Below are 23,353 nucleotides of genomic sequence, written 5' to 3' on the forward strand. Positions count from 1 at the left end.
CGCGAAGCGGACCCGTTCCGTGTGTCGATGATGATGCCACAACCCTGGGGTTCGGCACCAACCACCGCCAACGTTACTAGGCGGGTCGTCCCCGCCGCAAAGAAGAATGAGATACTGCCGTATCCGGAGGAGCTGCCCCGAGCCGAGGAGACCTGTCGACGTGAGCAGCAGGCCGATCCGAGGCGCTGCTCGCCTCGCCGCCATACTCGACGCCCTGCCCGACGCGTTGCTGCTGGTGAACAGCAACGGCACCGTCGTGGACGCCAACAACGCGGCGGTCCACGCCTTGCAGGCGCCGGGCACCTCCCTGGTCGGCATGGGCGTGCTGGGCCTGCTCCCCGAGTTCGACCCCAGCCGGATCCCCGGCTCGATGCGCCCGGCCACCCGCGACGGCGACGCCCTCGAGCGCCCGGTCCGGATGACCGCGCACCGCACCGACGGCACCACCTTCCCGGTCGAGGTCTCCGGCAACGACTTCGCCGACGACAACGACACCAGCCGCGGCTACGCGCTCTCCCCGCTCGTCCCCTACGACCCGTACCGCGAGAGCTCCCGCTCGCCGTCCTCCTCCGACCTGCTCCTGCTGCTGGTCCGCGACCTCTCCGGCCGGCTCGGCGTCGAGGCGGAGCTGCGCCGCCAGCACAAGCAGACCGAGATGATCCTGCGCGCCGCCGCCGAGGGCGTGCTCGGGGTGGACCTCGAAGGCCGCTGCGTGCTGGTCAACCCGGCCGCCGCGCACATCCTGGAGTACCGGGCGAGCGAGCTGGGCGGGCGCGAGCTGCACCCGCTGATCCAGCACTCCCGGGCCGACGGCAGCCCGCTGACGCTGGAGGAGTCCGCGCTGCTGGACACCCTGACCTCCGGGCGCAAGCACCGGGTGCGCGGCACCGTGCTGTGGCGCAAGGACGGCCGTCCGGTCACCGTCGACCTCACCACCGCCCCGGTCCGGGACGGCGACCAGCTGGTCGGCGCGGTGATGACCTTCACCGACCGCAGCCGCGAACTCGCCCTGATCGCCCGCAACGAGCACCTCACCGCCGTCCTGGAGAACGAACTGGGCGGCGCGCTGAACGCGCTGAACCAGCGGCTGGACGCACTCGCCGCCGACCCGGCCGGGCAGCTCTGGCCGGAGGCCAACTGGACGCTGCGCCGGCTCGCCGACGAGTGCCGCCGCTTCGGGAAGCTGATCGACGGGGTCCTCGACCACCAGCGCAGCGAGGCCGGCGAGAGCGGCACGGCGGAGGCCAAGGACGGCAAGGACACCAAGGACGGCGGGGACGGCCAGGACGGCAAGGGCCGGCGGAAGGCCGCCGCACGGGTGCCGGTCGCCCTGGACACGGTGGTCCGCCTGGCCGTCGAGGAGGCCGGCGAGCTGGTCGGCCCGGGCCGGGTGCGGTTCTCGGTGCACGCCGCCGCGGTCGAGGTGATCGCCGACGAACGGCGGCTCGCCCAGGCGCTGGCCCACCTGGTCGCCGACGTCAGCGGCGTCCGCCTCGCGCTGGACGCCCCCACCACCCCCTCCCCCGGGCTGGCCGTGCCCGGTCTGGTCGGCGGCGCGGCGCCCGCGCTGCCACCCGCCCCCGAGCCGCCGACCGTCGTCCTGGCCGCCGCCCAGCGCGGCGAGGTCGCCCGGGTCGAGATCCGCGGCCCCGGCGTCGGCGGCAGCCCCGTCCACCTGCCGATAGCCCGCGCGGTGGTCGAGCGGCACGGCGGCGTGCTCCAGCCACACGAGCTGCCTGGCAAGGCCGGCACCACGTACGTCGTCGAACTGCCGCTGGACCCGGTCGCCGCGAAGGCCGCCGCCGAACGCGCCGCCGCCGAGGGCCGCTCCGACCGGCCCAAGGAGGGCGACAGCGCCGTCCTGCCCGAGCTGCCGGGCATCCCGCAGCTGCCCAGCAGCAGCGCGGCCGCCGAGCCCGCCGTGGCCGCCGAGCAGCCGGGCCGCACGGCCCCGGAGGCCGAGCAGGCACCCGCCGAGGAGCCCCCGGCCACCGAACGGCGCGGCCGGCGCGGCCGACCGGCCGCCGAGACCCCGGCGCACCCCACGAACCTCGCGCCCGACGCCGCCGCCGACCAGTGGCCGAACGCCCCCGCCCGGGTCGAGCGGGCCGTCCCCGAGCAGTGGAACGGCACCGGCAACGACCCGGCGTACGGCCGTCAGGGCCTGGCAGGCCCCGACGGCGTGCAGAGCGACCCGTGGGGCAAGGACGACGGCCGCTCCGGCCCCGCCTACGCGGTGCCCGTCGAGGGCGAGCGGGCGCCGCAGAACCGGTCCGGCGGGCGCGAGCCGCTCGCGCTCGGCCCGGCCCCCGCCGACACCCCGGCCGCCGACGGCACCCCGCCGGGCGGCACCCCGACCGACGGGGCCACCCCGGAGGAGACCGCGGGCGGGCCCAAGCCCCGCCGGCGCCGCGCCCTGCCCTCCGCCGAGGACTCCTCCGGCGGCTTCGCCCTGCCCGGGGCGACCGACACTCCGGTGTACCCCGGCCTGGAGCACGCCCTGCCGGCCGGCCCCGCGCCCGCGCCGCCCGAGCCGGCCTCCGCGCCGACCGGCCGCCGCCGTCGGCTGGCCGTCCCGCCGGGGCCCGGCCCGGACGCGCCGGTGGGCGCCCCCGGTTCGGCCGTGTCCCCCGTGCCTTCCGATCCGTCCGGTCTGCCCGCTCCGACGGGTCCGTCCGGTCCGTCCGGCCAGGACGCGGGTGCCCCCGGCACCGCGCTGGAGCCCGCCCGGCCCGCGCTGCCCGCCGCCGAGGACCCGTCGGGCCCGCGCCCGGTCGGCACCGGCCTGGGCGAGCTCGCCCCGCCGCGGCCGCTCGGCAACGCGCCGATGCCCGCCGTCCCGCAGCCGTCCGTCCCGCACCAGTCCGTCCCGGCCGAGGCCCGGACCGCCCCTCGCCCGATGGCCCAACTCCCGGCCGGCGACGCCCGGCCCGCCGACGAGCAGCCGCCGGCCGCCGGTGGCGAACTGGCCAACACCCGTCGGCTGCTGGTCTGGCCGGAGCCGGACCCGGCGACCAAGCAGGCACTCCAGGCGCGCGGCTACCTCCCGGTGATCGTCAGCTCCCGCGAGGAGGTCGACGCCCAGGTCTCCGGCTTCCCCGCCGCCCTCTTCGTCGACCCGCTGACCGGCCCGATCACCCGCACCGCACTGCAGTCGCTGCGCACCGCGGCGCTCAACCGCCGCGTCCCGGTGCTGGTCACCGCCGGTCTCGGCCAGGCCACCCGGGACGCCGCGTACGGCGCCGACCCGGCCGTACTGCTGCGCGCCCTCGCGCCGCGCGACGGCGAGCACCACGCCCCGCGGGTGCTGCTGGTCGAGGGCGACCCGGACATCGCCGCCTCCATGATCAGCAGCCTGGAGCGGCGCGGCATGCACGTCGAGCACGCGGTGGACGAGAACGACGCCGTGGCCCGGGCCAGCAGCGTGCAGCCCAACCTGGTGGTGATGGACCTGCTGCAGATCCGCCGCCGCCGGGTCGGCCTGCTGGACTGGCTGCGCGCCAACGACCGGCTGCACCGCACCCCACTGGTGGTCTACACCTCGATGGGCCTCGACCCGCGCGAACTGCCCCGGCTGCGCACCGGCGAGACGGTGCTGTTCCTCGCCGAGCGCTCGACCAGCGAGGACGTCCAGGGCCGGATCGTGGACCTGCTCGGCCGGATCGGCGCGATGGGCGAGGCGGGCGTCGCCGCCGCAGGCTGAGGAACGCCGAGACACCGGGGCACGCCCCGAACGCGTGGAAGGGCCGGCCGCCCCCGTTCCGTACGGGGGCGGCCGGCCCTCTTCCATCCCGGCGGCTACTCCTTGCCGAGCACCGTGACGTCCAGCTCCTCCGCCGCGTAGGCGGCCCGGATCACCTTCTTGTCGAACTTGCCGACCGAGGTCTTCGGCACCGACTCCACGATCGACCAGCGCTCCGGCAGCTGCCAGGAGGCGATCCGCTCGGCCAGGAAGGCCCGCAGCTCCCTCAGCCCGACGGTCGCGCCCGGGCGCAGCACCACGGTGGCCAGCGGGCGCTCGCCCCACTTCTCGTCCGGGACTGCGACCACGGCGGCCTCGGCCACCTGGGGGTGCGCCATCAGCTGGTTCTCCAGGTCGACCGAGGAGATCCACTCGCCGCCGGACTTGATGACGTCCTTGGCCCGGTCGGTGAGGGTCAGGTAGCCGTCGGCGGTGATGGTGCCGACGTCGCCGGTGCGCAGCCAGCCGTCCTCGGAGAACTTGTCGTCCGGGCGGACCGGGTCCTGCCCGGCGCCGCCGTAGTACGCCCCGGCGATCCACGGGCCGCGCACCTCCAGCTCGCCCGCCGAGACGCCGTCGTGCGGCATCCGCTCGCCGCCCGGGCCGATCAGCCGGGCCTCGACGGAGGCCGGGAAGATGCCCTGGGTGATCCGGTACGGCCACTCCTCCTCGGGGGTGAGGCCGCCCGGCGGCTGGGCGAAGGAGCCGAGCGGGGAGGTCTCGGTCATGCCCCAGGCGTGGATGACGGGGATGCCGTGGCGCTCCTGGAAGCCCTGCATCAGCGACGGCGGGCAGGCGCTGCCGCCGATGACCACCATGCGCAGGCTGGAGGTGTCGTAGTCGCCCGCGTCGAGCTCGTCCAGCAGGCCGCTCCAGATGGTGGGGACGGCGGCGCTGACGGTGGGGCGGATGGCGGCGATCATCTCGGCCATCGGCTTGGGCTGGAGGAAACGATCCGGCATCAGCAGATTGGCGCCGGACATGAAGGCGGCGTGCGGGATGCCCCAGGCGTTCACGTGGAACATCGGGACCACCGGCAGCGCGGTGTCGCGCGGGGTGAAGGCGAAGTTGTCGCCGGTGTTGACCTGCAGGCAGTGCAGGTAGACCGAGCGGTGGCTGTAGAGCACGCCCTTCGGGTCGCCGGTGGTGCCGGAGGTGTAGCAGAGCACCGCGGCCTGCCGCTCGTCGATGTCGCTCCGCCACGGGAACGCGGTGGGGCGGCCGGCGATCAGCTCCTCGTACTCGTGCACGCCGCCCGCGAAGCCGGCCAGCAGCGAACGGTCACCGGGACCGCTCACCACGATGTGCCTGAGCGTGGGCGCGAGGTCCGGCAGGACGGCGGCGAGCAGCGGGAGGACCGTGCCGTTGACGATGATCACGCGGTCGGCGGCGTGGTTGATGATGAACGACAACTGCTGGGCGGGCAGCCGCAGGTTGAGCGTGTGCAGCACGGACCCCATCGCGGGGACGGCGAGGTACGCCTCCAGGTGGTCGGCGTTGTTCCACATCAGGGTGGCTACGCGGTCGTCCCCGGCCACGCCGAGCTCGTCGCGCAGGGCGCACGCGAGCTGCGCGGCACGGGCGCCCACCTCGGCGTACGTGCGGACGACCGGTCCGGAGCCGTCCCAGGTGGTGACGGTCGAGCGGCCGTGGATCGTGGACCCGTGCTCCAGGATTCGGGCGACGGTGAGCGGTACGTCCTGCATCGTGCTGAACACGGGTCCTCCTTGACCTGGCGGCACTGACGGCAGCGCCTGCGGCACCTACCGGGCGGTAATGCGCGCGGACATGCCCGATTTTGCCGCCCGCAGCACCCGATGTCAGCATTCCGGCCCCGTTGCGAGGATCACGAAGTCGCGGCCACCCACCCCCGTCGGACGGAGGGTCAGTGCTGTTCGCGGCGACAGAGGCGCAGGGAGTTCGCGGGGTCGGGGGTGTAGGCGGGGTCCAGGGTCCAGCCGTCCTCGGCGGCGATGCGCAGGGCCTGGTGGGCACCGGCCCCGCGGTAGGTGGCGCGGTGGAGCTGGACGCGGCGGAAGAATGTGCCGTCGGGGGCGGTGACCCGGCGGTAGCTTTCGGCGGTGCGGCCGAGTTCCCGCTTGGTGTCGCGTTCGAGGATGCGGCGGATGTGGCGGTCCCAGGCGGCGGGGCTGTCGGTGAACTCGGCCCGGAAGGCGCGCGGGCCGACCGTCCAGCGGGCGCCCCAGCGCTCCCAGTAGTCGGGCTCGGGGCGGTTCACCCAGAAGGTGGCCACGCCGTACACCGGGACGTAGACGATCTGGAGCAGGAAGACGAACGGCAGCAGCAGCGCGGAGCGGGTCGGCTGCGGGCCCCACGGGGCGCCGGGGGCGGCGGGCGGGTCCTGCGGGGACGGGGCGTTCAGGCCGGTCGGGGCGGGGAAGCCGCGGACCAGCCGGACCTGCTCGACGTCGGTACCGGACGGCACCCCGCGCCAGCCGTACCGCTCGGCCAGCCGGACCACGCCGTCCGCGCCGAGGCCGCGGTAGAGGCGCACGGCCAGCCGGACCGACACCTCCCGGCCGAGGTCGGCCTGCACCTCGCCGCCGCCGGCCGCGTGGTTGGCCTCGGCGGCGGCGATCCGGCGCGCCAGGAGCGGGGTGACGTAGCGCTCCCAGTGCTCCGGACGGCCGGTGAGCTCGGCCCGCAGGCGACGCGGCGGGAGGAAGCTGCGATTGACCCTCAGCCAGCCGTCGGAGCTGGGGCCGCCCCCGTTGTAGTCCGCGAGGATCAGGACGGCGAAGAGCAGCACCAGACCGACGATCCAGAGCGGGGCGTAGATCCACTGCAGCACGAACTGGATCAGCACGCCGAGACGGTTGCGGCGCGGCACCGGGCCGGGGAAGCCGCCGGGCTGCGGGGCGGCGTCGAACTGTGGCGCCGATCCGAACTGTGGTGCGGGGTAAGGCGGTTGGGCAACAGCCGGGGGCTGCGGGGCGTACGGCTGAGGCGGGTACGGCTGTGCCGGGTGCGACTGAGGCGGGTACGACTGAGGCGGGACGGGCTGGGCGTACGGGTTCTGTCCGTACGGCGCCGGCTGCCCGTACGGGTTCTGCGGCGGCACCGCGCCGTAGCCGCCGGCGGTGCCGTGACCCGCCGCGCCGTCGTGCCGGTTCGCGCCGCCGTGTCCGTGGTCGTTCGCCATTGCGCCCCCCTGTGCCGGATCGGGGGCCACCCTACCGGCGGGGGTCTCAGCCGGCGGTCGGACCGTCCACCTCGTTGCGGTCGATGGTGAGGGTGACGCCGCCGTAGGTCTCGGCGACGTTGCCGCGGTACTGGTGAACGCGCTGGTGGAGGCTCCACAGCCCGGGGTCGACGGCGCCGGAGCCTGCCGTGTCGGCGTGGTCGTCCCAACGGGCGTACCAGAGGGCGTCGGGCAGCGGGGAACTGCCGGCCCGGGCGGCGGCGACCAGGTCGGCGACCCCGGAGTCCAGGCTGGAGTAGAAGCCGGAGCGGTAGCCGGCGGAGTGCAGGGCCTGGGTCCAGCCGAGGGTGAAGTCGACCACGGCCTGTCCGCAGGCCGGGTCGCGCATCGGGTAGGCCTCGATGTCCAGGTAGACCGGGCTGCCCGCGCCGAACCCTAGCGAGCGCAGCGCGCGGACGGCCTCGCCCGCCTCGTCCCGGCCCTGCTGCGTGGCCTTCGCCGGGTCGATCCGCTTGGGCTTGCGACTCGGGTCGGCGCACGGCGCCTGCAGCCCGACGTGCACCGGCAGGAAGCGCCAGCCCATCGCGCGCGCCTGGCGCACCCAATCGGCGGTGAGCCGAGGCTGGCCGCAGCCGCGCTGGGAGCCGCTGCTGTAGATGCCGACCACCCCGTACGGGGAGGCGGTGCGCCAGGTCCGCAGGGTGTCGACCGGGGGTGCGGTGCAGACGTCGAAGGCGGGGCCGCTCCAGCTCTCGCGGAACCGTGGCGGGACGCCCTTGTCGGGGAGGGTCGCGGCCCGGATGCGGGGGACGGCGACGGCGGCCGGGGCGGCGGCCTCGGCACTCACGCCCGTCCCGTCGGTGGCCAGCAGGAGCACGAGGGAGGCGGCGAGTAGGGCCGCGGGCCGGAGATAGCGCACCCTGCCTTGGTACTGACGGACCATCGGATGAATGCGGCAGCCACGCCGCCACCCGCTCGCGGGTCCACCCTTTCGGGCGCACCCATCCGCATCCGTCCCGATTTTTGTAACGAGCTTGCCCGTTCATCACTCCTTACGGCAAACTCGCCGATATGCCCACCTCCCATACCAGCGAAACCCCCACCGCCTCGACATCGGCCGTCGCCGTCGCCGAGGCCCTTGCCATGCCGCCCGCCCCCAAGGGCGAGCCTGCCGGCGAGCGGGGCAGCTGGCGACGAGGTGGGGCGTCCGGCTCCGCGGCGCCACCCGAGGTCCACCCCGGCCGATCCAGTGGCCGGTTCGGCAAGGTCCTGCGGCGCCCGGAGAGGATCCCGGCGCCGCTTCTCTGTCTGACCGCGATGTTCCTGGTGCAGACCGGCATCGCGCTGTCCAAGCCGCTCTTCGGCCCGCTCGGGGTCAGCGGCACGACCTTCCTGCGGCTCGGCTTCGCCGCCGTCATCCTGCTCGCCGTCACCCGCCCGAAGCTGCGCGACAAGCGCCCGCGCGACCTCGGCGCGGCCGCCCTGCTCGGCATGGCCTCGGCCGGGATGACCTGCCTGTTCGCCGGGGCGATCGACCGGCTGCCGATGGGCACCGCCGCGACCATCGAGTTCCTCGGCCCGCTCGCGGTCGCCCTGGTCTTCGCCCGGCGCGCCAGCCACCTGCTCTGGGCCCTGCTCGCGGCCGCCGGCGTGGTGCTGCTGACCCTGCTCGGCGAGGGCGACGGCGGCGGCTCGCTCGACCCGGTCGGCCTGCTGTACGCCTTCGGGGCAGCCGCCTGCTACGCCGCGTACATCCTGTTCACCGACAAGGTCGGCGCGGCCTTCCAGGGGTTCCAGGGGCTGGCGGTGTCGATGACGGTCGGCGCGCTGACGCTGGCGCCGCTCGGGCTCGGCGAGGCCTGGCACGGGCTGACCGCGCCCGGCGCCTCCCCGCTGCTGCTGCTCGCCTCGGTGGCCGGGGTGTCGCTGCTGCTGCCGGTGATCCCGTACGCGCTGGAGATGACCGCGCTGCGCCGGATGCCGCAACGGGTGTTCAGCGTGCTGGTCAGCCTCGAGCCGGCGGTCAGCGCGCTGGTCGGCCTGGTGGTGCTGGGCCAACTGCTGGGCGCGCCGCAGCTGGCCGGAATCGGCTGCGTGGTGGCGGCCAGCGTGGGCGCCACGCTGACCGGCCGTCGCTGACCCGGGCGTCGCTGACCCGGGCGTCGATCGCCCCGCCGTTCGGGCGCCCGGCCCTCGCCGACCCGGGCGTTCGGGCGCCCGGCGGCCGGAGCGGGGTCCGAACGTCCTACGGCCAGAGCAGGGTGCGCGACCAGTCCGGGGAGCTGACCGGGCCGGTGCGGGTGTAGCGCAGCCGGACGTGCCGGCGCTGGGAGTCGCCCTGCCAGAACTCCACCTCGTGCGCCCACAGGGTGTAGACGGCGTGCCCGGGCGGAACGACGTCCGGGTGCGCCTCCAGCCGGCGCCGGGCGACGCCCACCGCCTCGTCGTACTCGACCAGCGAAGCCAGCGGCTCGCTCTGCCGGCCGACCAGCGAGGAGGCCCGGGCGGCGGGCGAGCGGGTCGCGAACTCGGCGGCGGCGACCAGGTCGGCGGCCCGCTCGACGGTGCCGCGTACCCGCACCTGGCGGCCCAGCTGCGGCCAGTAGACGGTCAGCGCGGCGGCCGGGTGGTCGGCGAGCTGACGGCCCTTGGGGCTGTCGGCGGCGGCGGAGAAGTTCCAGCCGGTGCCGGCCGCGTCGACGTCGCGCAGCACCAGCACCCGGGCGTCCGGCATGCCGTCCGCGTCGACGGTGGAGAGGGTGAACGCCTGCGGGTCCAGCACCCCGGCGTCCAGGGCGGTGGCGAGCCATTCCACGAACAGCGGGCCGGGCACGGCGGAGGCGGCCTCGTGGTCGAAGGACGGCAGCGGGCGGGCCATCGGCGGGCGACCGAGCAGCAACTCGGGGACGGACCTGGGCTCGGGCCGGCGCGCGCCGGCCGACTCGGCGGCCGGCTCCGGGCGTGCCCCCGCCCCCGGCTCCGGCTCCGATGCGTGCCTCGCCTCGTCCGGGCCGCTCAGGCCCTCCTCCTCCGCCGCCATCGCGAGCCCTTCCTTCCGATTGCCGCGGTCGCCACCCCGGCCTGGGCCGTCCCTTTCAAGCCCTGGCGCGCGGTGTGCTGTCGGAGCGCAACCGTACCGCCGTGGGCCGACGGACCCGGGCGCGGGCCCTCGGTGGAGGGATCGCGGCCGGTCGGCAGGGACGGCGGTGGCAGCAGGGGCAGCGGGGCAGCGGGGAACGGCGCCGGACGCACTCGTGGGCGGTGCCGATGGCGGCACCGCCCACAAGGCCGGTTTCGCGGTGACCCTTTCCGCTGGCCGGACATGCGCTGTTCCCTTGGTGATGCGCGGTTTCCTCTGTTTGCTTGTTCCGGTGGTTCCGGTGTTCCGTTCCGCTTTCCCGAACCGGTCCGGTCCGAGCCCGTCCGCGAGCGATCAGCTCACCCGCGGCCACCCACCTCCGGCGCCCCCGCCCTCGGTGGTACTCGATGGGACTCGGTGCGGCCGTACGGTCAGGGGACGATCGGGGCGAAGATGACGTTGACGTTCTTGTTGCCCTGTCCGGCCAGGATGGCGCCCGCGTTGTCCTTCGCCGCGAGGGTGTTGTTCTGGTTCGAGGCGCCGGAGCCGGTGGCCGTCTGCTGCGTGGAGACGTAGTTGCCGTCGACCCCGCCGAACACGTTGCCGGTGCCGACGTTGGACACCACTCCGGCGTTGGAGCCGGCCGCGGCGCCCGCGCCGTTGTCGGCGGCGGCAACACCGGCACCCGCCAGCAGCAGACCGGCCGCGAGCGGGCCGGCGAGCAGGACTCCGGCCCCCCGTCGGGTGTGAATGCGAGCCATGTAAGCCTCCAGAAATCTGTTCATAGTGCAATGTCGAGCATGGTGTGCGGGGTTCGCCGGCCAGACGAACACCTGCGGGCTGCGACGCCGGAAGACAGACTTCCGCAACAAATCGACAAAGCACTAGCTCGACGGGAGGATTTCGCCCGTTCGCGTGATATCCATCCAGGCCGCGCATGACGACCTGAGAACCGGACGGCGCGCCGACACACTGCCAATGAGCTGGCCCTTCGTCCGGACGGCCGCTGGTTCGAGAGCGATCTGGAGCGGCGCTTCGACGCCCTGCGAACCATCGAGCGCACCACCCCGGCGCAGACGGGTCGCGAACGCGCCCCCGAAAAAGTTCGATCACCCTTCCATGTCGACTTTTCAGCCATTCGCAGACCATCGGAAAGTCACACTGAAACGGCGTAGGGACCGGCGCCGTCGCGGGCGCCGTCGCGGGCGTGGGCCCGGGCCCGGGAAAGCTGCCGACGGGCGCCGTCGAAAATCAGACCATCTTGCCCGGGTTCAGGATTCCCAGCGGGTCGAAGACCGCCTTCAGCTGCCGGTGCAGGTCCAGCGCCACCGGGCCCAGCTCGCGGGCCAGCCAGTCCCGCTTGAGCAGCCCCACCCCGTGCTCCCCGGTGATCGTGCCGCCCAGCTCCAGCCCGAGCGCCATGATCTCGTCGAAGGAACGCCGGGCCCGTGCGACCTGCCCCTCGTCCGCGGCGTCGAAGATCACGATCGGGTGGGTGTTGCCGTCCCCGGCATGACTGACCACCCCGATGGTCAGCCCGTGCCGCTCGGCGATCGCCGCGACCCCGTTCAGCATCTCGGCCAGCCGGGAACGCGGCACCGCCACATCGTCGATCATCGTCGTGCCCAAGCGGTCCATCGCGGGCAGCGCCAGCCGCCGGGCCGCCAGCAACAGAGCGGACTCCGCCTCGTCCTCGGCCGGCACCACCTCGGTCGCCCCGGCCTCCCGGCACAACCGCGCGACCCGTGCCAGCTCGCCCACCCGGCCCGGTCCGTCGAACGCCACCAGCAGCAGCGCCTGGGTCGACTCCGGCAGCCCCATCCGCCCCAACTCGTTCACGGCCCGCACGGAGACCGCGTCCATCAGCTCCATCAGCGACGGAGTCAGGCCCCGCGCCATCACCTCGCAGACCGCCGCACAGGCCGCGTCCGCGCTCGGGAACTCCGCCGCCAGCGCCAGCTGTGGGGCCGGCGCGGGCCGCAACGCCAGTACGGCCCGGACCACCACGCCGAGCGTCCCCTCCGAACCGACGAACAGCCGGGTCAGGTCGTACCCGGCCACGCCCTTGGCCGTCCGGCGACCGGTGGACAGCAGCCGCCCGTCCGCCAGCACCACGTCCAGGCCGAGCACGTACTCACTGGTGACGCCGTACTTCACGCAGCAGAGACCGCCCGCACCGGTTCCGATGTTGCCGCCGATCGTGCAGGACTCCCAGCTGGACGGGTCCGGAGGGTACGACAGACCCAACTCCTCTGCGGCCCGCGAGAGTTCGGCGTTCACCACGCCGGGCTCGGCCACCGCGATCCGGTTCACCGGGTCGATCTCCAGGATCCGGTTCAGCTTCACCAGCGACAGCACGACACAGCCGTCCACCGCGTTCGCCGCACCCGACAGCCCGGTCCGGGCGCCCTGCGGTACCACGGGCACCCGCAACTCGGTCGCGGTGCGCATCACGTGCCGCACCTGCTCGACCGTCTCCGGGAACACCACCACGGCAGGGACGCCGGCCGCACAGAACCCCGCCATGTCGCGGCTGTACGCGGCGGTCACATCGGGGTCCACCACCACGGCCCCGGCCGGGAGGCCCTGCGCCAGTCGGTCCGTCAGATCACCCATCGCCGCTGCCTCCGCTCGCCGCCCGACCAGCCTCCACCTCCGCACTCTGCCCGCGTGCCGGTGGTGGGGCAAGTGGGCCCCTGGGCGGGCGGGGAGGCCGCCCGGCGGCGGCGAGCGGAAGGGGCGGAGTTCAGGGGCCGTGTGGGGCGAGTGGCCCTGGACAGGGTGCGGAGGGCGTCCGGCGGGGCGGGGAATCGGCGAGGGCCCGGCCGTGTGGGCGTCGCGGGGCGGGTGGGCAGGGCGCCCGCTGCGGGTCAGGCCCGGCGGAGGGTGGGAGTGGCCAGGGCGGTGAGGCCGGCGGTGGCGGTGACGAGGGCGCAGAGGAGGGTGGGCAGGGCGGCGCCCGCCGCATCCGCGAGCAGGCCCAGCAGGGCGTTCGACAGCACCAGGGACACGCTCTGCACGAGCGTCAACAGGGCCTGTACACGGGAGAGATGGGAGGGCGGTGCGCCGGTCAGCACCAGCGGTCCGAGATGGCAGGCGAAGAGCCCCGAGCCGACGCCCGCCACCACGCTGCCCGCCAACGCCGCCACCGGCCCCGCGGCGAGCGCCAGCAGCGCGATCCCCGCCGACGCCGTGCAGAGCCCGGCCGCCGCCCCGACACCCGCCCCGGCGAGCGCGCCCCGCCAGGCGACCAGGCCGGCCACGGTGAGCACCCCGGCCGCCTGTCCGCCGCTCACCAGTCCAGCCGTTCCCGCCGTCCAGCCGTGCGCCCTGGCGAGCAGCGGGCCGAGGAGCGACACCACCGGCAGCAGTGCCCCGGCGGCCGCGCCGGTGAGCAGCAGCGCGGCCCGCAGCAGCGGGTCGCGCAGGGCGAGCCGGACGCCGGACGCCGCCTCGCGCAGCAGGCCGGCCGGCGCGGCGGACGGCGTCTCCTCCCGGGGCCGGACCCACAGCAGGACCAGCAGGACGACCCCGAAGCTCACCGCGTCCGCCACCGCCGCACCGGGCAACCCGCCGACAGCGACCAGCAGGCCGCCCAGCGGCGCCCCGAGCAGGACGGCGCTCTGCCCTCCGGCCTGGCGCAGCGCGAGTGCCCGGGGCAGCCGCTCGTCCGGCACCAGCCGGCCGGGCATCGACCCGCTCGCCGGGAGGTAGAAGGCATCGACGGTTCCGATCACGGCCGCCGCCGCGACCAGCAGCCACAGCGGCGTGCCCCGGCTGCCCGCGACGAGCGCGATGGCTGCGGTCGCGACCAGCATCACCGTGTCCCCGGCGAGCATCACGCGGCGGGCGCCGAACCGGTCCGCGACCGCACCGCCCAGCAGGACCAGTGCCGTCCGCGGCACGGTGATCGCGGTCAGGACGAGGCCGGCCGCCCCGCCGCCGTGCGCGGTGGCGGCCCAGCCGAGGGCGAAGTAGAGCGCGGCGTCGCCCAGCAGTCCGGCCTGGGTCCCGGCCAGCCAGAGCAGGTACGGCACGGGCAGCGGCGCCCGCGCGGCAGTGGCGGTGGCGGTGGCAGCGGCGGTACCGGCAGCGGGGGCGGTACCGGTAGCGGTGGCGGTACCGGTAGCGGTGGCGGTGGTCATGCCGGGCGACGCTAGGACCCTCGACCCGGTCGAGGGCAAGCGCGGTCTACCGGCGGACCACCGGCTCCTGGAGCTCGGTGACCCACCCGGCCTGGTCGTCCGGGCACTCCAGGTACAGCTCCCGGGCGTACCCGGCCGAGCGGTAGCCGTTCTCCTCGATGAAGCGGGCCAGTTCCTGGACGGTGCCGAGCACTGCGTCCATCGAGCCGCGGTGCACGATGGTCGCCGCCTCCCCGATCGGCGGCAGGTCGAGCACCTCGAAGTCGTGCGCGCCCGGCCGCACCGACAGCCCGACCGGGACGGCGACCAGGATCAGCACCGAGCCGTCACCCTCCGGCGCGTCCTCGTACCGGGCGACGGACGGGCCGGTCGCTTCGATCCCGGCCGCGGCCAGCCGCCGGCACAGCTCGTCGAACAGCGGGCCGATCACCGGCGTGATGTCCTCGGGCTCGTAACTCGCGGCCACACCGGCCAGTTGGGCCACCCGGACGGACGGCACCGGCTTCACCACGACATCGTGCGTGGACATGGTCCCCTCACTCTCGATCGTCCGGAGCCTCGCCTCCACCCGGGCCAGCCGCAGCTCGTCCGCCGCGATCGCCTCGGCGAGTTGGGCCCGCCGCAGCCGCAGCATCCCGCGCAGTTCGGCGGCGTCCACCTCGTCGTCCAGGACGGCCCGCACCTGCTGCAGCGTGAAGCCGAGCTCCTTGAGCGCGATCACCCGGTTGAGCCGGGCGAGTTGGGCCGCCTCGTACGAGCGGTAGCCGCTGACCGGGTCCACCCGGGCGGGCCGTAGCAGGCCGATCGCGTCGTAGTGGCGCAGCATCCGCACCGACACCCGGCCGTGGCTGGCGAAGTCTCCGATGTTCAACATGATGCGTCCACCCCATCGCCTCCCACGGTGTCAGGGTCAACCCCGACCGCCGGACCGCTCCCCGGAAACACCGAGGGCGGGTGCCGACTTGATGTCGGCACCCGCCCTGAGCAGGTGGTTCTCCTACCAGCGGAGAGCGTGGGATTCGAACCCACGGTGACGGGTCACGCCACGACAGTTTTCAAGACTGTTCCCTTAGGCCGCTCGGGCAGCTCTCCAGGCGGAGGTCAGCCTAACGGGTCCCGCGGGGTTCGGCGCACACGGTTTCGCGGCGTCGCGGGTCAGCGGGCGGCGGTCACTGGTCGCCGTCGCGCTGGCCGAGGGTGACCTTGGTGGTGAGGGTCTGGCCGTTGCGGGTGTACTCGACGTCGACGGTCTCGCCGGGCTTGTGCGTCCAGATCCGGCTGACCAGGGCGGGGCCGTTCTCGATCGGCACGCCGCCGAGCTTGGTGATGACGTCGCCCGGCTTGAGGCCGGCCTTGTCGGCGGCGCCGCCGGGGGTGACGGCGGGCTGGCCCTGGATGTCCTTGGTCTGGATCTGCGCGCCGTCGCCCTTGTAGTCGTCGTTGCGCAGCACGTCGAGCTTGGCGTAGACCGGCTTGCCGGTCTTGATCAGGGTGTCCGCGACCCACTTGGCCTGGTTGATCGGGATGGCGAAGCCCAGGCCGATGCTGCCGGCCCGGCCGTTGGCGGAGGCGTTGGACTGGATCGCCGAGTTGATGCCGACCACGGCGCCGCCGGAGTCGAGCAGCGGGCCGCCGGAGTTGCCGGGGTTGATCGAGGCGTCGGTCTGCAGGGCGTTCATGTACGAGGCCTGCGAGCCGGTGTCGTCGCCGGAGGCGACCGGGCGGTCCTTGGCGCTGATGATGCCGCTGGTGACGGTGGACTCCAGGCCGTACGGCGCGCCGATCGCGACGGTGGCGTCGCCGACGTTGACCTTGTCGGAGTCGGCCAGCGGCAGCGGGGCCAACTTGCTCTTCGGCGGGTTGTCGATCTTGACCACGGCGACGTCGTAGCCCTCGGCGTGGCCCAGCACCGAGGCGTTGTACGAGGTGCCGTCGGCGAACTTGACGGTCAGCTTGCCGCCGTTGAGGGTCGGCGCGACCACGTGGTTGTTGGTGAGGATGTGGCCCTCGGTGTCGAAGACGAAGCCGGTGCCGGTGCCGGACTCGCCGTTGCCCTGCGCCTTGATGGTGACGACGCTGGGCAGCGCCTTCTGCGCGATGGCGGCGATCGAGCCGGGGGAGGGCTCGTTCTTCTGGGTGTCGCTGGCCTGGACGGTGGTGCTGCGGTGGTCGTCCGCGGAGCTGCTGCTGTCGTTGCGGTCGGCCACGGTCACGCCGAGCGCGCCGCCGGCCACACCGGCGACCAGTGCGACGGCAGCGATCAGGGCGACCAGTCCGCCGCGCTTCTTGCGCGGGCCGCCGCCGTCCGGGCCGCCGGGGTAGTCGGCCGGGTAGCCGAGCGGGCCCGCCGGGCCGCCGGGGTAGCCCGCGCCGCCGGAGGTGGCGTCGTGGGTCGGGCCCCAGCCGCCGAGCGGCTGGCCCGCACCGAACGGGTGGTGGCCGTGCGCGGCGGGCGCGCCGGGGGCCGCCGGGGTACCGGGGGCGGCTGCGGCGGCGCCGTACGCGTCGTGCGCACCGGCGGCGGGGACGCCGTGGGTCGGGGTGGCGTACGGGTTGGCGGCCGGCGGCAGCGCCGGGGCCACGGGCGCTGCCGCCGGGGCCACGGGCGCGGCGGGCGGCAGGACCGGCGGCGGCGCGTCGATGTACCCGGTGGCCGGGTCGACGGCGTGCTCCTCGGCGACCGGCGCGGCGGGCGCCACCGGCGGGGCGGCTGCCTCGGGCGCGGCCGCCGGGGCCTCCGGCGCGGGGACCTTGGTGAAGGCGACGGTGGGCTTGTGCCCGCCCTCGGCCGGGACGGTCTCGGCCGTGCCGGCCTCGCCGGTGGCCGCCTCGGGTTCGGGCACCCGACGGAACGCCATGGTCTGCTTGTGCCCGCCGTCCGTCGGCGCCGCGTCCGCCGGGGCGGCCTCGGCGGGGACGGTCTCGCCGGTGGCCGCCTCCGGCTCGGGGACCCGGCGGAAGGCCATGGTCGACTGGTGCCCGCCCTGAGCGGGGCCTTCGGGAGCGGACTCAGCCGCCCCCTGGCCGGCGGGCTGCTCCCCCTGCGGCCCGGTGGGCCCAACCTCGCGCTCGGTGCTCACGGACGACCTCCATAGCTGGCAGAACCAAGGACCATAGTTTTTCGCACTGTCGATTCGATTGCCGTAAGGACCCCTCTGAAGAACTCATAAGAATCCTTAGCCGGTGCCGACGGCCGAGGGCTCCCCCCTCCCCGCCGGGCGTCCCGCGATGCGGACCGCGCACGCCCTGGCCTTGGGTGTTCACCCCTGTGCCGGTTAGCCTGTCGCTCCAAACTGACACGCGGGAGCTTGGACCGACCAGGCTGAGAGTGCGCATGTCGACCGTACGCCACGCGAGCGAGGCGGACGGTCGAGGGGGCGCTGACCGCCGGAACCTGTCCGGGTAATGCCGGCGTAGGGAGTATCGGCCATGCCGTCTGCTTCGTCATCCTCTTCTTCGGACGCTGCCGCGTCCAAGGACTTCCCCGAGTCCACCGCTGCGGCGACCACTGCCGCGGCCACCACGGCGACCGCCGTGCGGGACCGTTCCGAGCGCGTCGAGGCGCCGCTGGTCCTGGACACCGAGCCGCCGCGCACGCTGCGCTTCCGGGACCACTTCGCGCTCTGGATGAACCTGGGCGTCAGCCTGATCGGCTTCTCGACCGCCGCCACCGTGCTCGGCGCCCCCGGCAGCGAGCTGTCGCTGGCCGCCGCGGTGACCGCGATCGTGGTCGGTACGGCGGTCGGCACCGCGATGCTCGGCGTGGCCGCGCTGATCGGCGCCCGGACCGGCGCCCCCGCGATGGCGAACCTGCGCGGGCTGTTCGGCACCCGGCTGTCGTACCTGCCGACGGTGCTGAACATCGTGCAGTGCGTCGGCTGGGGCGTGTTCGAGCTGCTGACGATCTCGGCGGGCGCCCAGACCGTCGCCCACACCACCGGCTACCGCTGGCTGTTCGTGCTGCTCGCGGGCGCGCTGACGACCGCGCTGACCATCTGGCCGCTGGGCTCGATCGCGGTACTGCGCCGCTTCGTGGCCGGGGCGGTCGCCGTCGCGATGGTGTACTTCACGGTCCAGCTGGGCCGCCAGGGCGTGCCGGACCCGGGCGCCGGCAACTGGCACGGCTTCCTGGGCGCGACCGACGCGATGATCGCGGTGTCGATCTCCTTCGTCCCGCTGGCCGCCGACTACACCCGGCACTCGCGCACCCCGCGCTCGGCGTTCTGGGGCAGCTTCTCCGGCTACACGATCGCCCAGGTCTGGTGCTACGTGCTCGGCCTGATGGCGCTGCTGCAGTCCGGTGGCGACCCGAACAAGCTCTTCGACTCCTTCCTCGGCGTCTGGGCCGGCTGGCTGTTCCTGCTGGTGCTGGTGCTGCGCGAGACGGACCAGTCGTTCGCCAACGTGTACTCGACCGCGATGTCGGTGCAGAACCTGCTGCCGCGGGTGGACCGCCGGGTGCTGAGCGGCGTGATCGGCGTGCTGACCACCGTGCTGGCGCTGCAGATCGACCAGTTCACCGACACCTACTACAGCTTCCTCGGCCTGATCGGCTCGGTGTTCGTGCCGCTGCTGGCGGTGCTGGCGGTGGACTTCTTCCTCGGCGCCGGGCGCCGCGGCTGGAACCTCTCCGAGGACGCGCCCGCCCGCTGGACGATGCTGCTGCCGTGGGTGCTGGGCTTCGCCGTCTACCAGTTCATCTCGCCGACCAAGGTCGCCGACTGGTGGACGAACTTCTGGACCTCCGCCCAGGAGGCCCTGCACTTCACCCCGCAGGAGTGGACCTCGGCCTCGCTGTTCGCCTTCCTGGTGCCGGCCCTGGCCACCTGGGCGCTCACCCCGCTCTCCCGCCGCGCCGCGCGCTGACGCCGGGTGCCGGGTGCCGGGTACCCGAACCCGGCACCCGGAGACGGCCCCACAGGTTGGGGCCGTCTTCGCCTCCGCGTTACCTCCGCCGCCTATCGTTGGCCCTGTGACCAGCCCAGACCTGTCCTCGCCGGAGGCGCGCACCGCGCCGTCCGTCCAGGTGATCGCCCACCGCGGTTCCTCCCACGCCCTGCCCGAACACACCCTCGCGGCCTACCGGCGCGCGCTCGACGAGGGCGCGGACGCGGTGGAGTGCGACGTCCGGGTGACGGCCGACGGCCACCTGGTCTGCGTGCACGACCGGCGGATCGGCCGGGTGTCCAACGGCCGCGGCACCGTCTCGGCGATGACGCTCGCCGAGCTGCAGTCGTACGACTTCGGGGCCTGGAAGACCGGCCGCCCCAGTACCGACCCGGAGCTGCGCGGCGTGCTGCCGCTGGAGCGTCTGCTGGAGCTGGTGGTGGACTGCGGCCGCCCGGTGGACCTGGCGATCGAGACCAAGCACCCGGTGCGCTTCCGCGGCCTGGTGGAGGCCGAGCTGCTGCGGATGCTGGAGCGGTTCAAGATCGGCGCGGCCCGGGAGGGCGACCGCCCGTCCGCCCGGATCATGAGCTTCTCGTCGATCGCGCTGAACCGGGTGGCCGCCGCCGCGCCGGAGTACCGGCGGGTGTTCCTGTTCGAGCGGACGCTGCCGCTGCTCGGCAAACTGCGCGAGGGTGCGCCGCTGCCGGGCGGTGCGCGGATCGCCGGGCCGGGCATCGAGCTGGTGCGGGCCCGTCCGCAGCTGGTGACCCGGCTGCGGGAGCTGGGGCACGAGGTGCACGTGTGGACGGTGGACGAACCGGCCGACGTCGAACTCTGCCTGGAACTCGGCGTTTCCGCGATCATCACCAACCGGCCCGCCGAGGTGCTGGCGCAGCTCGGGCGGTGACCGGACGGTGATCCGCCGACGTACCGACGGCCGCACCGACGGCCGTACCGGTGCGCACTGATCACTCTGGTCGGCAGTCAAACCTTCCTCGCACGATATTGCCGGAAATTCTTGCCCTCGGACGACAGAGGGTGAGCATGGAATGACCTCATGTCGACCCTCGGTCGCCACGCTCGAAATGGGCTCGCGGGATCGCCCGGTGCTCGTTTCCGACGCATTACCAAGGGGCATCTCTCCCTCGGCATACGCTGAAGGAGGTCCGGGGGTGGCGTTGATGGTGGCGCGTGAAGTGCCGACTTCATCGACCATGGCAGTGCCGCACGGCCCAGCGGGTGTCGGGGTCGCACGGCGCCGACTGCGTCGAGATCTGGGTGACCGGAAGATACCGGAACCGGTCATCGATGATGCTGTTCTGATCCTTTCCGAACTGTTGAGCAATGCGTGCCGGTACGCCCGTCCGCTCGGCCCGCTGCCGGCGCTCGGTCGCGGCACGCGAGCCGAGGTGCTCGGGCAGGTGCTGGTCGGCGTCCCGTCCGGGACGCATCCCGCGCCCGGCGGCCCGGAGCACCGCGAAGGCACGGACGAGCCGGACGGCGGTGTGCTGGTCCGCTGGCAGCTGCACGCGGACGGCATGCTGACGCTGGAGGTCACCGACGGCGGCGCGGCCACCCGGCCGCTGCCCGCCCGTCCCTCGCTGACCTCGCGCGGTGGCCGCGGCCTGAGCATCGTCGACCAGCTGGCCGGCGACTGGGGCGTGCGCGACGCGCCCGGCGAGGTGACGGTCTGGGCGGCGCTGCCCGCCCGCGCCCGGCACGCCCGGCGCACCGGAGGCGACGCCCGTAGCGCGTAGAGCCCCGTACGCCCGCCCCGTCTGCCCGCCCCGCCCCGCCCCGGCGCGTTCGCGCGCGCCGGGGGAAGCGCGGGTGCCGCAGGAACGTCAGTAGGCTTCCCGGGACACAGGACCACCGTTCCCGGGAGAGCCGCACCATGGGCAAGAAGGCCGCCAAGAAGGCGCCGCAGCGCCAGTCCACCACCGCCGTCACGGGCGAGATCCCCGTGGTCGGGGCCCGCGAGGACTGCCCCTGCGGCTCGGGCCGCCGCTACAAGGCCTGCCACGGCCGGGAGGCCTCGCACGCGGTGCAGGAGCTGGTGCACCGCCCGTTCGAGGGCCTGTCGGGCGAGGCCGACTGGGTGGCGCTGCGCGAGCTGGTGCCCGCCGCCACGGTGCCGCTGACGCTGGCCCCCGGCGTGGCCGAGGGCGCCGAGGGCGACGTCCCGTCGGTGACTCTGGCCACCGTGCTGCCGCTGGCCTGGCCGGCCCTGCGCCGCCAGGACGGCTCGATCCTGCTCGGTCTGCAGACCCAGTCCGCCTCCGGCGACCTCAGCCGCGACCTCGCGGACGCCCTGGAGCTGGCCCTGGCCACCGAGCCGGGCACCCCGGTGCCGGCCCGCCGGACCGTCCCGGGCGGGCGCCGCCTGCAGGACCTGTTGGACACCACGGCCGTGTTCGCGCCCGTCGTGCACACCGGCTTCGAGTTCTGGCTGGAGGACGCCGAGACCGCCACCGGCGAGGTCGCCGCCTCCCTGGAGCGCGCCAACGCCTCGGCCATCCCGACCGAGAAGCTGGGCAGCGTCGACGCCGCCTACTGGTGCGGCACCCCGGACAAGAACCACCTGCGCTGGGTGATGACCGTGCCCGAGGAGCAGCTGCTGGACGCGCTGGCCCGGCTGAACGCCGCCGGTGAGGCCTCGCTCGGCCCGGACACCCGCCTGGTCGGCTCGTTCCGCGCGCACGGCCTGACCGTCCCGGTGTGGGATCTGCCGCTCGCGATGACGGCCGCCGACTGCGAGAAGCCGGCCGCCGAGTTCGGCGAGCGGCTCACCGCCGTCCTCGCCGACGGAACCCCGCTGACCGCCGAGGAGCGGCGCGCCCGCGCGAACCTGGTGAACCGTCAGGTCACCTTGAACTAAAGCACGCAGGATCCGCGTGATACGCGTCACATTGTCGCCGTGAACGCGCAATTTCCAGGCGTGGAGGGCGTCTTGGAAATTGGCGCGGGCGCGGATCCTTGTTACTGTCTAAAGAGTCCGGTCGCTGGTGCATCCCCCGTCGCCAGCGGCCGGATCTTTTGTTTTCCGGACGGCCCCTTCCGACGGCCCTTCCGACGACCGCGTGGATCACCGCGGATCAGTACGCCGAGCGGCCGCTGTCCAGCCGGACCGTCGCCTCCACCAACTCGCCCAGCAGCGGCCCGACCTGCGGCAGCCAGACCCCGCCGCCCGCACCCGGTCGCGGCGCCAGCACCCAGCGCACCGGGCCGGCCGACCCGCCGGGCGGCAGCGACAGGAAGCCGCCCGACCCGTGGTAGCGCACCGAGCCCGGCACCCAAGGGAGTTGGGCGAGCATCTCGCCGAGCACGTCCAGCGAGTACGGGGCCACCAGCAGCGCGTAGCGGCCCGGCATCGCCAGCACCGGGCCGAGCGGCATCCGCAGCGCGCCCAGGTAGGCCAGCGCCCGCGCGCCGGCCGCCGCGGGCAGGCTGACGGCCGAGACCGTGGAACCGGTGGCGGCCAGCACCGCCGCGTCCGGGCTCTGCCGCTCCCACCACCAGCGCACCATCCGGGCGTCCGTGGTGGCGGCCAGCAGCGAGGGGTCGTGCGGGTGCGCGCCGGGGACGGCGCAGTCCTGGTCGCCGCAGGAGCAGCGTCCGTCGCGCAGCACGGCGCCCGGCACCACGGGCCAGCGGTGGTCGACGGCGGCCGCCAGGGCCGCGGCCAGTCGGGCGGCACGCTCCTCCGACCGGTCCTTCGGGTTCTCACGCATGGCGCTCGTTCCTTTCCCTGACCGCTCGGTTCGCTCCGCTCCGTCGGCATCCGTCGCCAGCCTCCGCACGGGCCCGCCGCGGCACGGCCCCGAAAGGTGCGGAGCGGGGCGGGCGGCAAGGCGGACGGCGCGGCTACGACGTGGAGCACGACATGAGAAGGGCCGCGCACTGAAACAGCCCTTGGAACGAGAATCCCGTATGCGACCGGATGGACGCCGCCCGGGCGCGCTTGGTTCCACCGTACGAGTGAGAGACTTCCGGCCGGCCCGGCTCCCGGGCGGCACGGGCATACGATCCGGACGGCCGCCCGGTCCGTCCCTCGGTTCTGCCCGCTCGCGGCTCGCTCCATGCCTCCCGGCCCGACCGGCGCGCGCACGAGCCATGCACGCCCTCCGACCGGGTCGCGATGGCTGTGGAACCGGCGACCGCGTCGTCCTGGATCTGGACATGCCCCGAATGGCCTGTGTAGAAGTGGTGGCATTGCTGTCGATCAATGACGAGTAGTAGCGAATCGAGGCGAAACACGCCCTTTGGCCGTGCTCGCTCCACATCGGCCGTATCTGGGGGTTCCGCATGGCCCGTACCACCGCGTCAGGAGTGGC

The 23,353-nt window shown here is 74.3% G+C and carries 16 protein-coding genes, 1 tRNA gene and 1 riboswitch; of the genes, 6 read left to right on the top strand and 11 right to left on the bottom strand.

Annotated elements, in window-relative coordinates:
- The first annotated feature begins 160 nt into the window (after nucleotides 1-160).
- Nucleotides 161-3,703 (top strand): PAS domain-containing protein, encoded by a 3,543-nt coding sequence (locus ACIBEC_RS13275; protein WP_360496511.1) that lies wholly within the window; start codon nucleotides 161-163, stop codon nucleotides 3,701-3,703.
- Nucleotides 3,704-3,798: 95 nt separating this feature from the next.
- Here ACIBEC_RS13275 and ACIBEC_RS13280 read toward each other — a convergent pair whose 3' ends face one another.
- The 3 genes from ACIBEC_RS13280 to ACIBEC_RS13290 all read right to left on the bottom strand — a co-directional run bounded on the left by ACIBEC_RS13280 (nucleotide 3,799) and on the right by ACIBEC_RS13290 (nucleotide 7,824).
- A complete protein-coding gene (locus ACIBEC_RS13280) occupies nucleotides 3,799-5,460 on the bottom strand; it encodes a long-chain fatty acid--CoA ligase (protein ID WP_360496514.1) in 1,662 nt (553 codons plus the stop codon).
- Between the two features lie 167 nt (nucleotides 5,461-5,627).
- Nucleotides 5,628-6,905, bottom strand: a complete 1,278-nt coding sequence (locus ACIBEC_RS13285; RefSeq protein ID WP_360496517.1) for a hypothetical protein — start codon at nucleotides 6,903-6,905, stop codon at nucleotides 5,628-5,630.
- 46 nt (nucleotides 6,906-6,951) lie between these two features.
- Nucleotides 6,952-7,824 (bottom strand): DUF1906 domain-containing protein, encoded by an 873-nt coding sequence (locus tag ACIBEC_RS13290; protein WP_360496520.1) that lies wholly within the window; start codon nucleotides 7,822-7,824, stop codon nucleotides 6,952-6,954.
- Nucleotides 7,825-7,976: 152 nt separating this feature from the next.
- Between ACIBEC_RS13290 and ACIBEC_RS13295 the strand changes: the two genes are divergently transcribed.
- Nucleotides 7,977-9,044, top strand: coding sequence for an EamA family transporter (locus tag ACIBEC_RS13295; protein ID WP_360496523.1), 1,068 nt, complete (start codon nucleotides 7,977-7,979; stop codon nucleotides 9,042-9,044).
- A gap of 106 nt (nucleotides 9,045-9,150) precedes the next feature.
- On the opposite strand, the gene ACIBEC_RS13300 is transcribed toward ACIBEC_RS13295, so the two are convergent.
- From ACIBEC_RS13300 to ACIBEC_RS13330, 7 genes are all read right to left on the bottom strand, one after another.
- Nucleotides 9,151-9,945, bottom strand: coding sequence for a pyridoxal 5'-phosphate synthase (locus tag ACIBEC_RS13300; RefSeq protein ID WP_360496526.1), 795 nt, complete (start codon nucleotides 9,943-9,945; stop codon nucleotides 9,151-9,153).
- A 470-nt stretch (nucleotides 9,946-10,415) separates the two neighbouring features.
- On the bottom strand, nucleotides 10,416-10,745 hold the full coding sequence (locus ACIBEC_RS13305; protein WP_360496529.1) for a hypothetical protein: 330 nt from the start codon (nucleotides 10,743-10,745) through the stop codon (nucleotides 10,416-10,418).
- 490 nt (nucleotides 10,746-11,235) lie between these two features.
- Nucleotides 11,236-12,600, bottom strand: a complete 1,365-nt coding sequence (locus tag ACIBEC_RS13310; RefSeq protein ID WP_360496532.1) for an FAD-linked oxidase C-terminal domain-containing protein — start codon at nucleotides 12,598-12,600, stop codon at nucleotides 11,236-11,238.
- A gap of 254 nt (nucleotides 12,601-12,854) precedes the next feature.
- Nucleotides 12,855-14,129 (bottom strand): MFS transporter, encoded by a 1,275-nt coding sequence (locus ACIBEC_RS13315; protein ID WP_360496535.1) that lies wholly within the window; start codon nucleotides 14,127-14,129, stop codon nucleotides 12,855-12,857.
- A gap of 46 nt (nucleotides 14,130-14,175) precedes the next feature.
- The gene (locus tag ACIBEC_RS13320; RefSeq protein ID WP_360496538.1) at nucleotides 14,176-15,003 is read right to left on the bottom strand and encodes a MerR family transcriptional regulator; all 828 of its coding nucleotides are present in this window, start codon (nucleotides 15,001-15,003) and stop codon (nucleotides 14,176-14,178) included.
- A gap of 130 nt (nucleotides 15,004-15,133) precedes the next feature.
- Nucleotides 15,134-15,221, bottom strand: a tRNA-Ser gene (locus tag ACIBEC_RS13325).
- A gap of 77 nt (nucleotides 15,222-15,298) precedes the next feature.
- On the bottom strand, nucleotides 15,299-17,209 hold the full coding sequence (locus ACIBEC_RS13330) for a trypsin-like peptidase domain-containing protein (RefSeq protein ID WP_360496541.1): 1,911 nt from the start codon (nucleotides 17,207-17,209) through the stop codon (nucleotides 15,299-15,301).
- A gap of 210 nt (nucleotides 17,210-17,419) precedes the next feature.
- Nucleotides 17,420-17,566, top strand: a riboswitch (TPP riboswitch).
- Between ACIBEC_RS13330 and ACIBEC_RS13335 the strand changes: the two genes are divergently transcribed.
- The 4 genes from ACIBEC_RS13335 to ACIBEC_RS13350 all read left to right on the top strand — a co-directional run bounded on the left by ACIBEC_RS13335 (nucleotide 17,559) and on the right by ACIBEC_RS13350 (nucleotide 21,897).
- Nucleotides 17,559-18,995: a cytosine permease gene (locus ACIBEC_RS13335; RefSeq protein WP_360496544.1), complete on the top strand. Its 1,437-nt coding sequence runs from the start codon at nucleotides 17,559-17,561 to the stop codon at nucleotides 18,993-18,995. Its footprint overlaps the riboswitch before it by 8 nt.
- A 106-nt stretch (nucleotides 18,996-19,101) precedes the next feature.
- Nucleotides 19,102-19,926 carry a glycerophosphodiester phosphodiesterase family protein gene (locus ACIBEC_RS13340; RefSeq protein ID WP_360496547.1) on the top strand — a complete coding sequence of 275 codons (825 nt, stop codon included), beginning with the start codon at nucleotides 19,102-19,104 and terminating at the stop codon, nucleotides 19,924-19,926.
- Nucleotides 19,927-20,356: 430 nt separating this feature from the next.
- Nucleotides 20,357-20,776: an ATP-binding protein gene (locus ACIBEC_RS13345; protein WP_396287918.1), complete on the top strand. Its 420-nt coding sequence runs from the start codon at nucleotides 20,357-20,359 to the stop codon at nucleotides 20,774-20,776.
- A 137-nt stretch (nucleotides 20,777-20,913) separates the two neighbouring features.
- On the top strand, nucleotides 20,914-21,897 hold the full coding sequence (locus tag ACIBEC_RS13350) for a DUF5926 family protein (RefSeq protein WP_360496553.1): 984 nt from the start codon (nucleotides 20,914-20,916) through the stop codon (nucleotides 21,895-21,897).
- 217 nt (nucleotides 21,898-22,114) lie between these two features.
- Here ACIBEC_RS13350 and ACIBEC_RS13355 read toward each other — a convergent pair whose 3' ends face one another.
- Entirely contained in the window at nucleotides 22,115-22,750 is a 636-nt protein-coding gene (locus ACIBEC_RS13355; protein ID WP_360496556.1) for a bifunctional DNA primase/polymerase, read from the bottom strand.
- Between the last annotated feature and the right edge of the window lie 603 nt (nucleotides 22,751-23,353).

The organism is Kitasatospora sp. NPDC051164, from assembly GCF_044455625.1.
Classification (GTDB): domain Bacteria; phylum Actinomycetota; class Actinomycetes; order Streptomycetales; family Streptomycetaceae; genus Kitasatospora.

Coding starts and splice junctions, on each gene's coding strand:
- ACIBEC_RS13295 (WP_360496523.1), top strand. CDS start 7,977: ATGCCCACCTCCCATACCAGCGAAACCCCCACCGCCTCGACATCGGCC.
- ACIBEC_RS13315 (WP_360496535.1), bottom strand. CDS start 14,129: ATGACCACCGCCACCGCTACCGGTACCGCCACCGCTACCGGTACCGCC.
- ACIBEC_RS13320 (WP_360496538.1), bottom strand. CDS start 15,003: ATGTTGAACATCGGAGACTTCGCCAGCCACGGCCGGGTGTCGGTGCGG.
- ACIBEC_RS13355 (WP_360496556.1), bottom strand. CDS start 22,750: ATGCGTGAGAACCCGAAGGACCGGTCGGAGGAGCGTGCCGCCCGACTG.
- ACIBEC_RS13335 (WP_360496544.1), top strand. CDS start 17,559: ATGCCGTCTGCTTCGTCATCCTCTTCTTCGGACGCTGCCGCGTCCAAG.
- ACIBEC_RS13350 (WP_360496553.1), top strand. CDS start 20,914: ATGGGCAAGAAGGCCGCCAAGAAGGCGCCGCAGCGCCAGTCCACCACC.
- ACIBEC_RS13285 (WP_360496517.1), bottom strand. CDS start 6,905: ATGGCGAACGACCACGGACACGGCGGCGCGAACCGGCACGACGGCGCG.
- ACIBEC_RS13305 (WP_360496529.1), bottom strand. CDS start 10,745: ATGGCTCGCATTCACACCCGACGGGGGGCCGGAGTCCTGCTCGCCGGC.
- ACIBEC_RS13300 (WP_360496526.1), bottom strand. CDS start 9,945: ATGGCGGCGGAGGAGGAGGGCCTGAGCGGCCCGGACGAGGCGAGGCAC.
- ACIBEC_RS13310 (WP_360496532.1), bottom strand. CDS start 12,600: ATGGGTGATCTGACGGACCGACTGGCGCAGGGCCTCCCGGCCGGGGCC.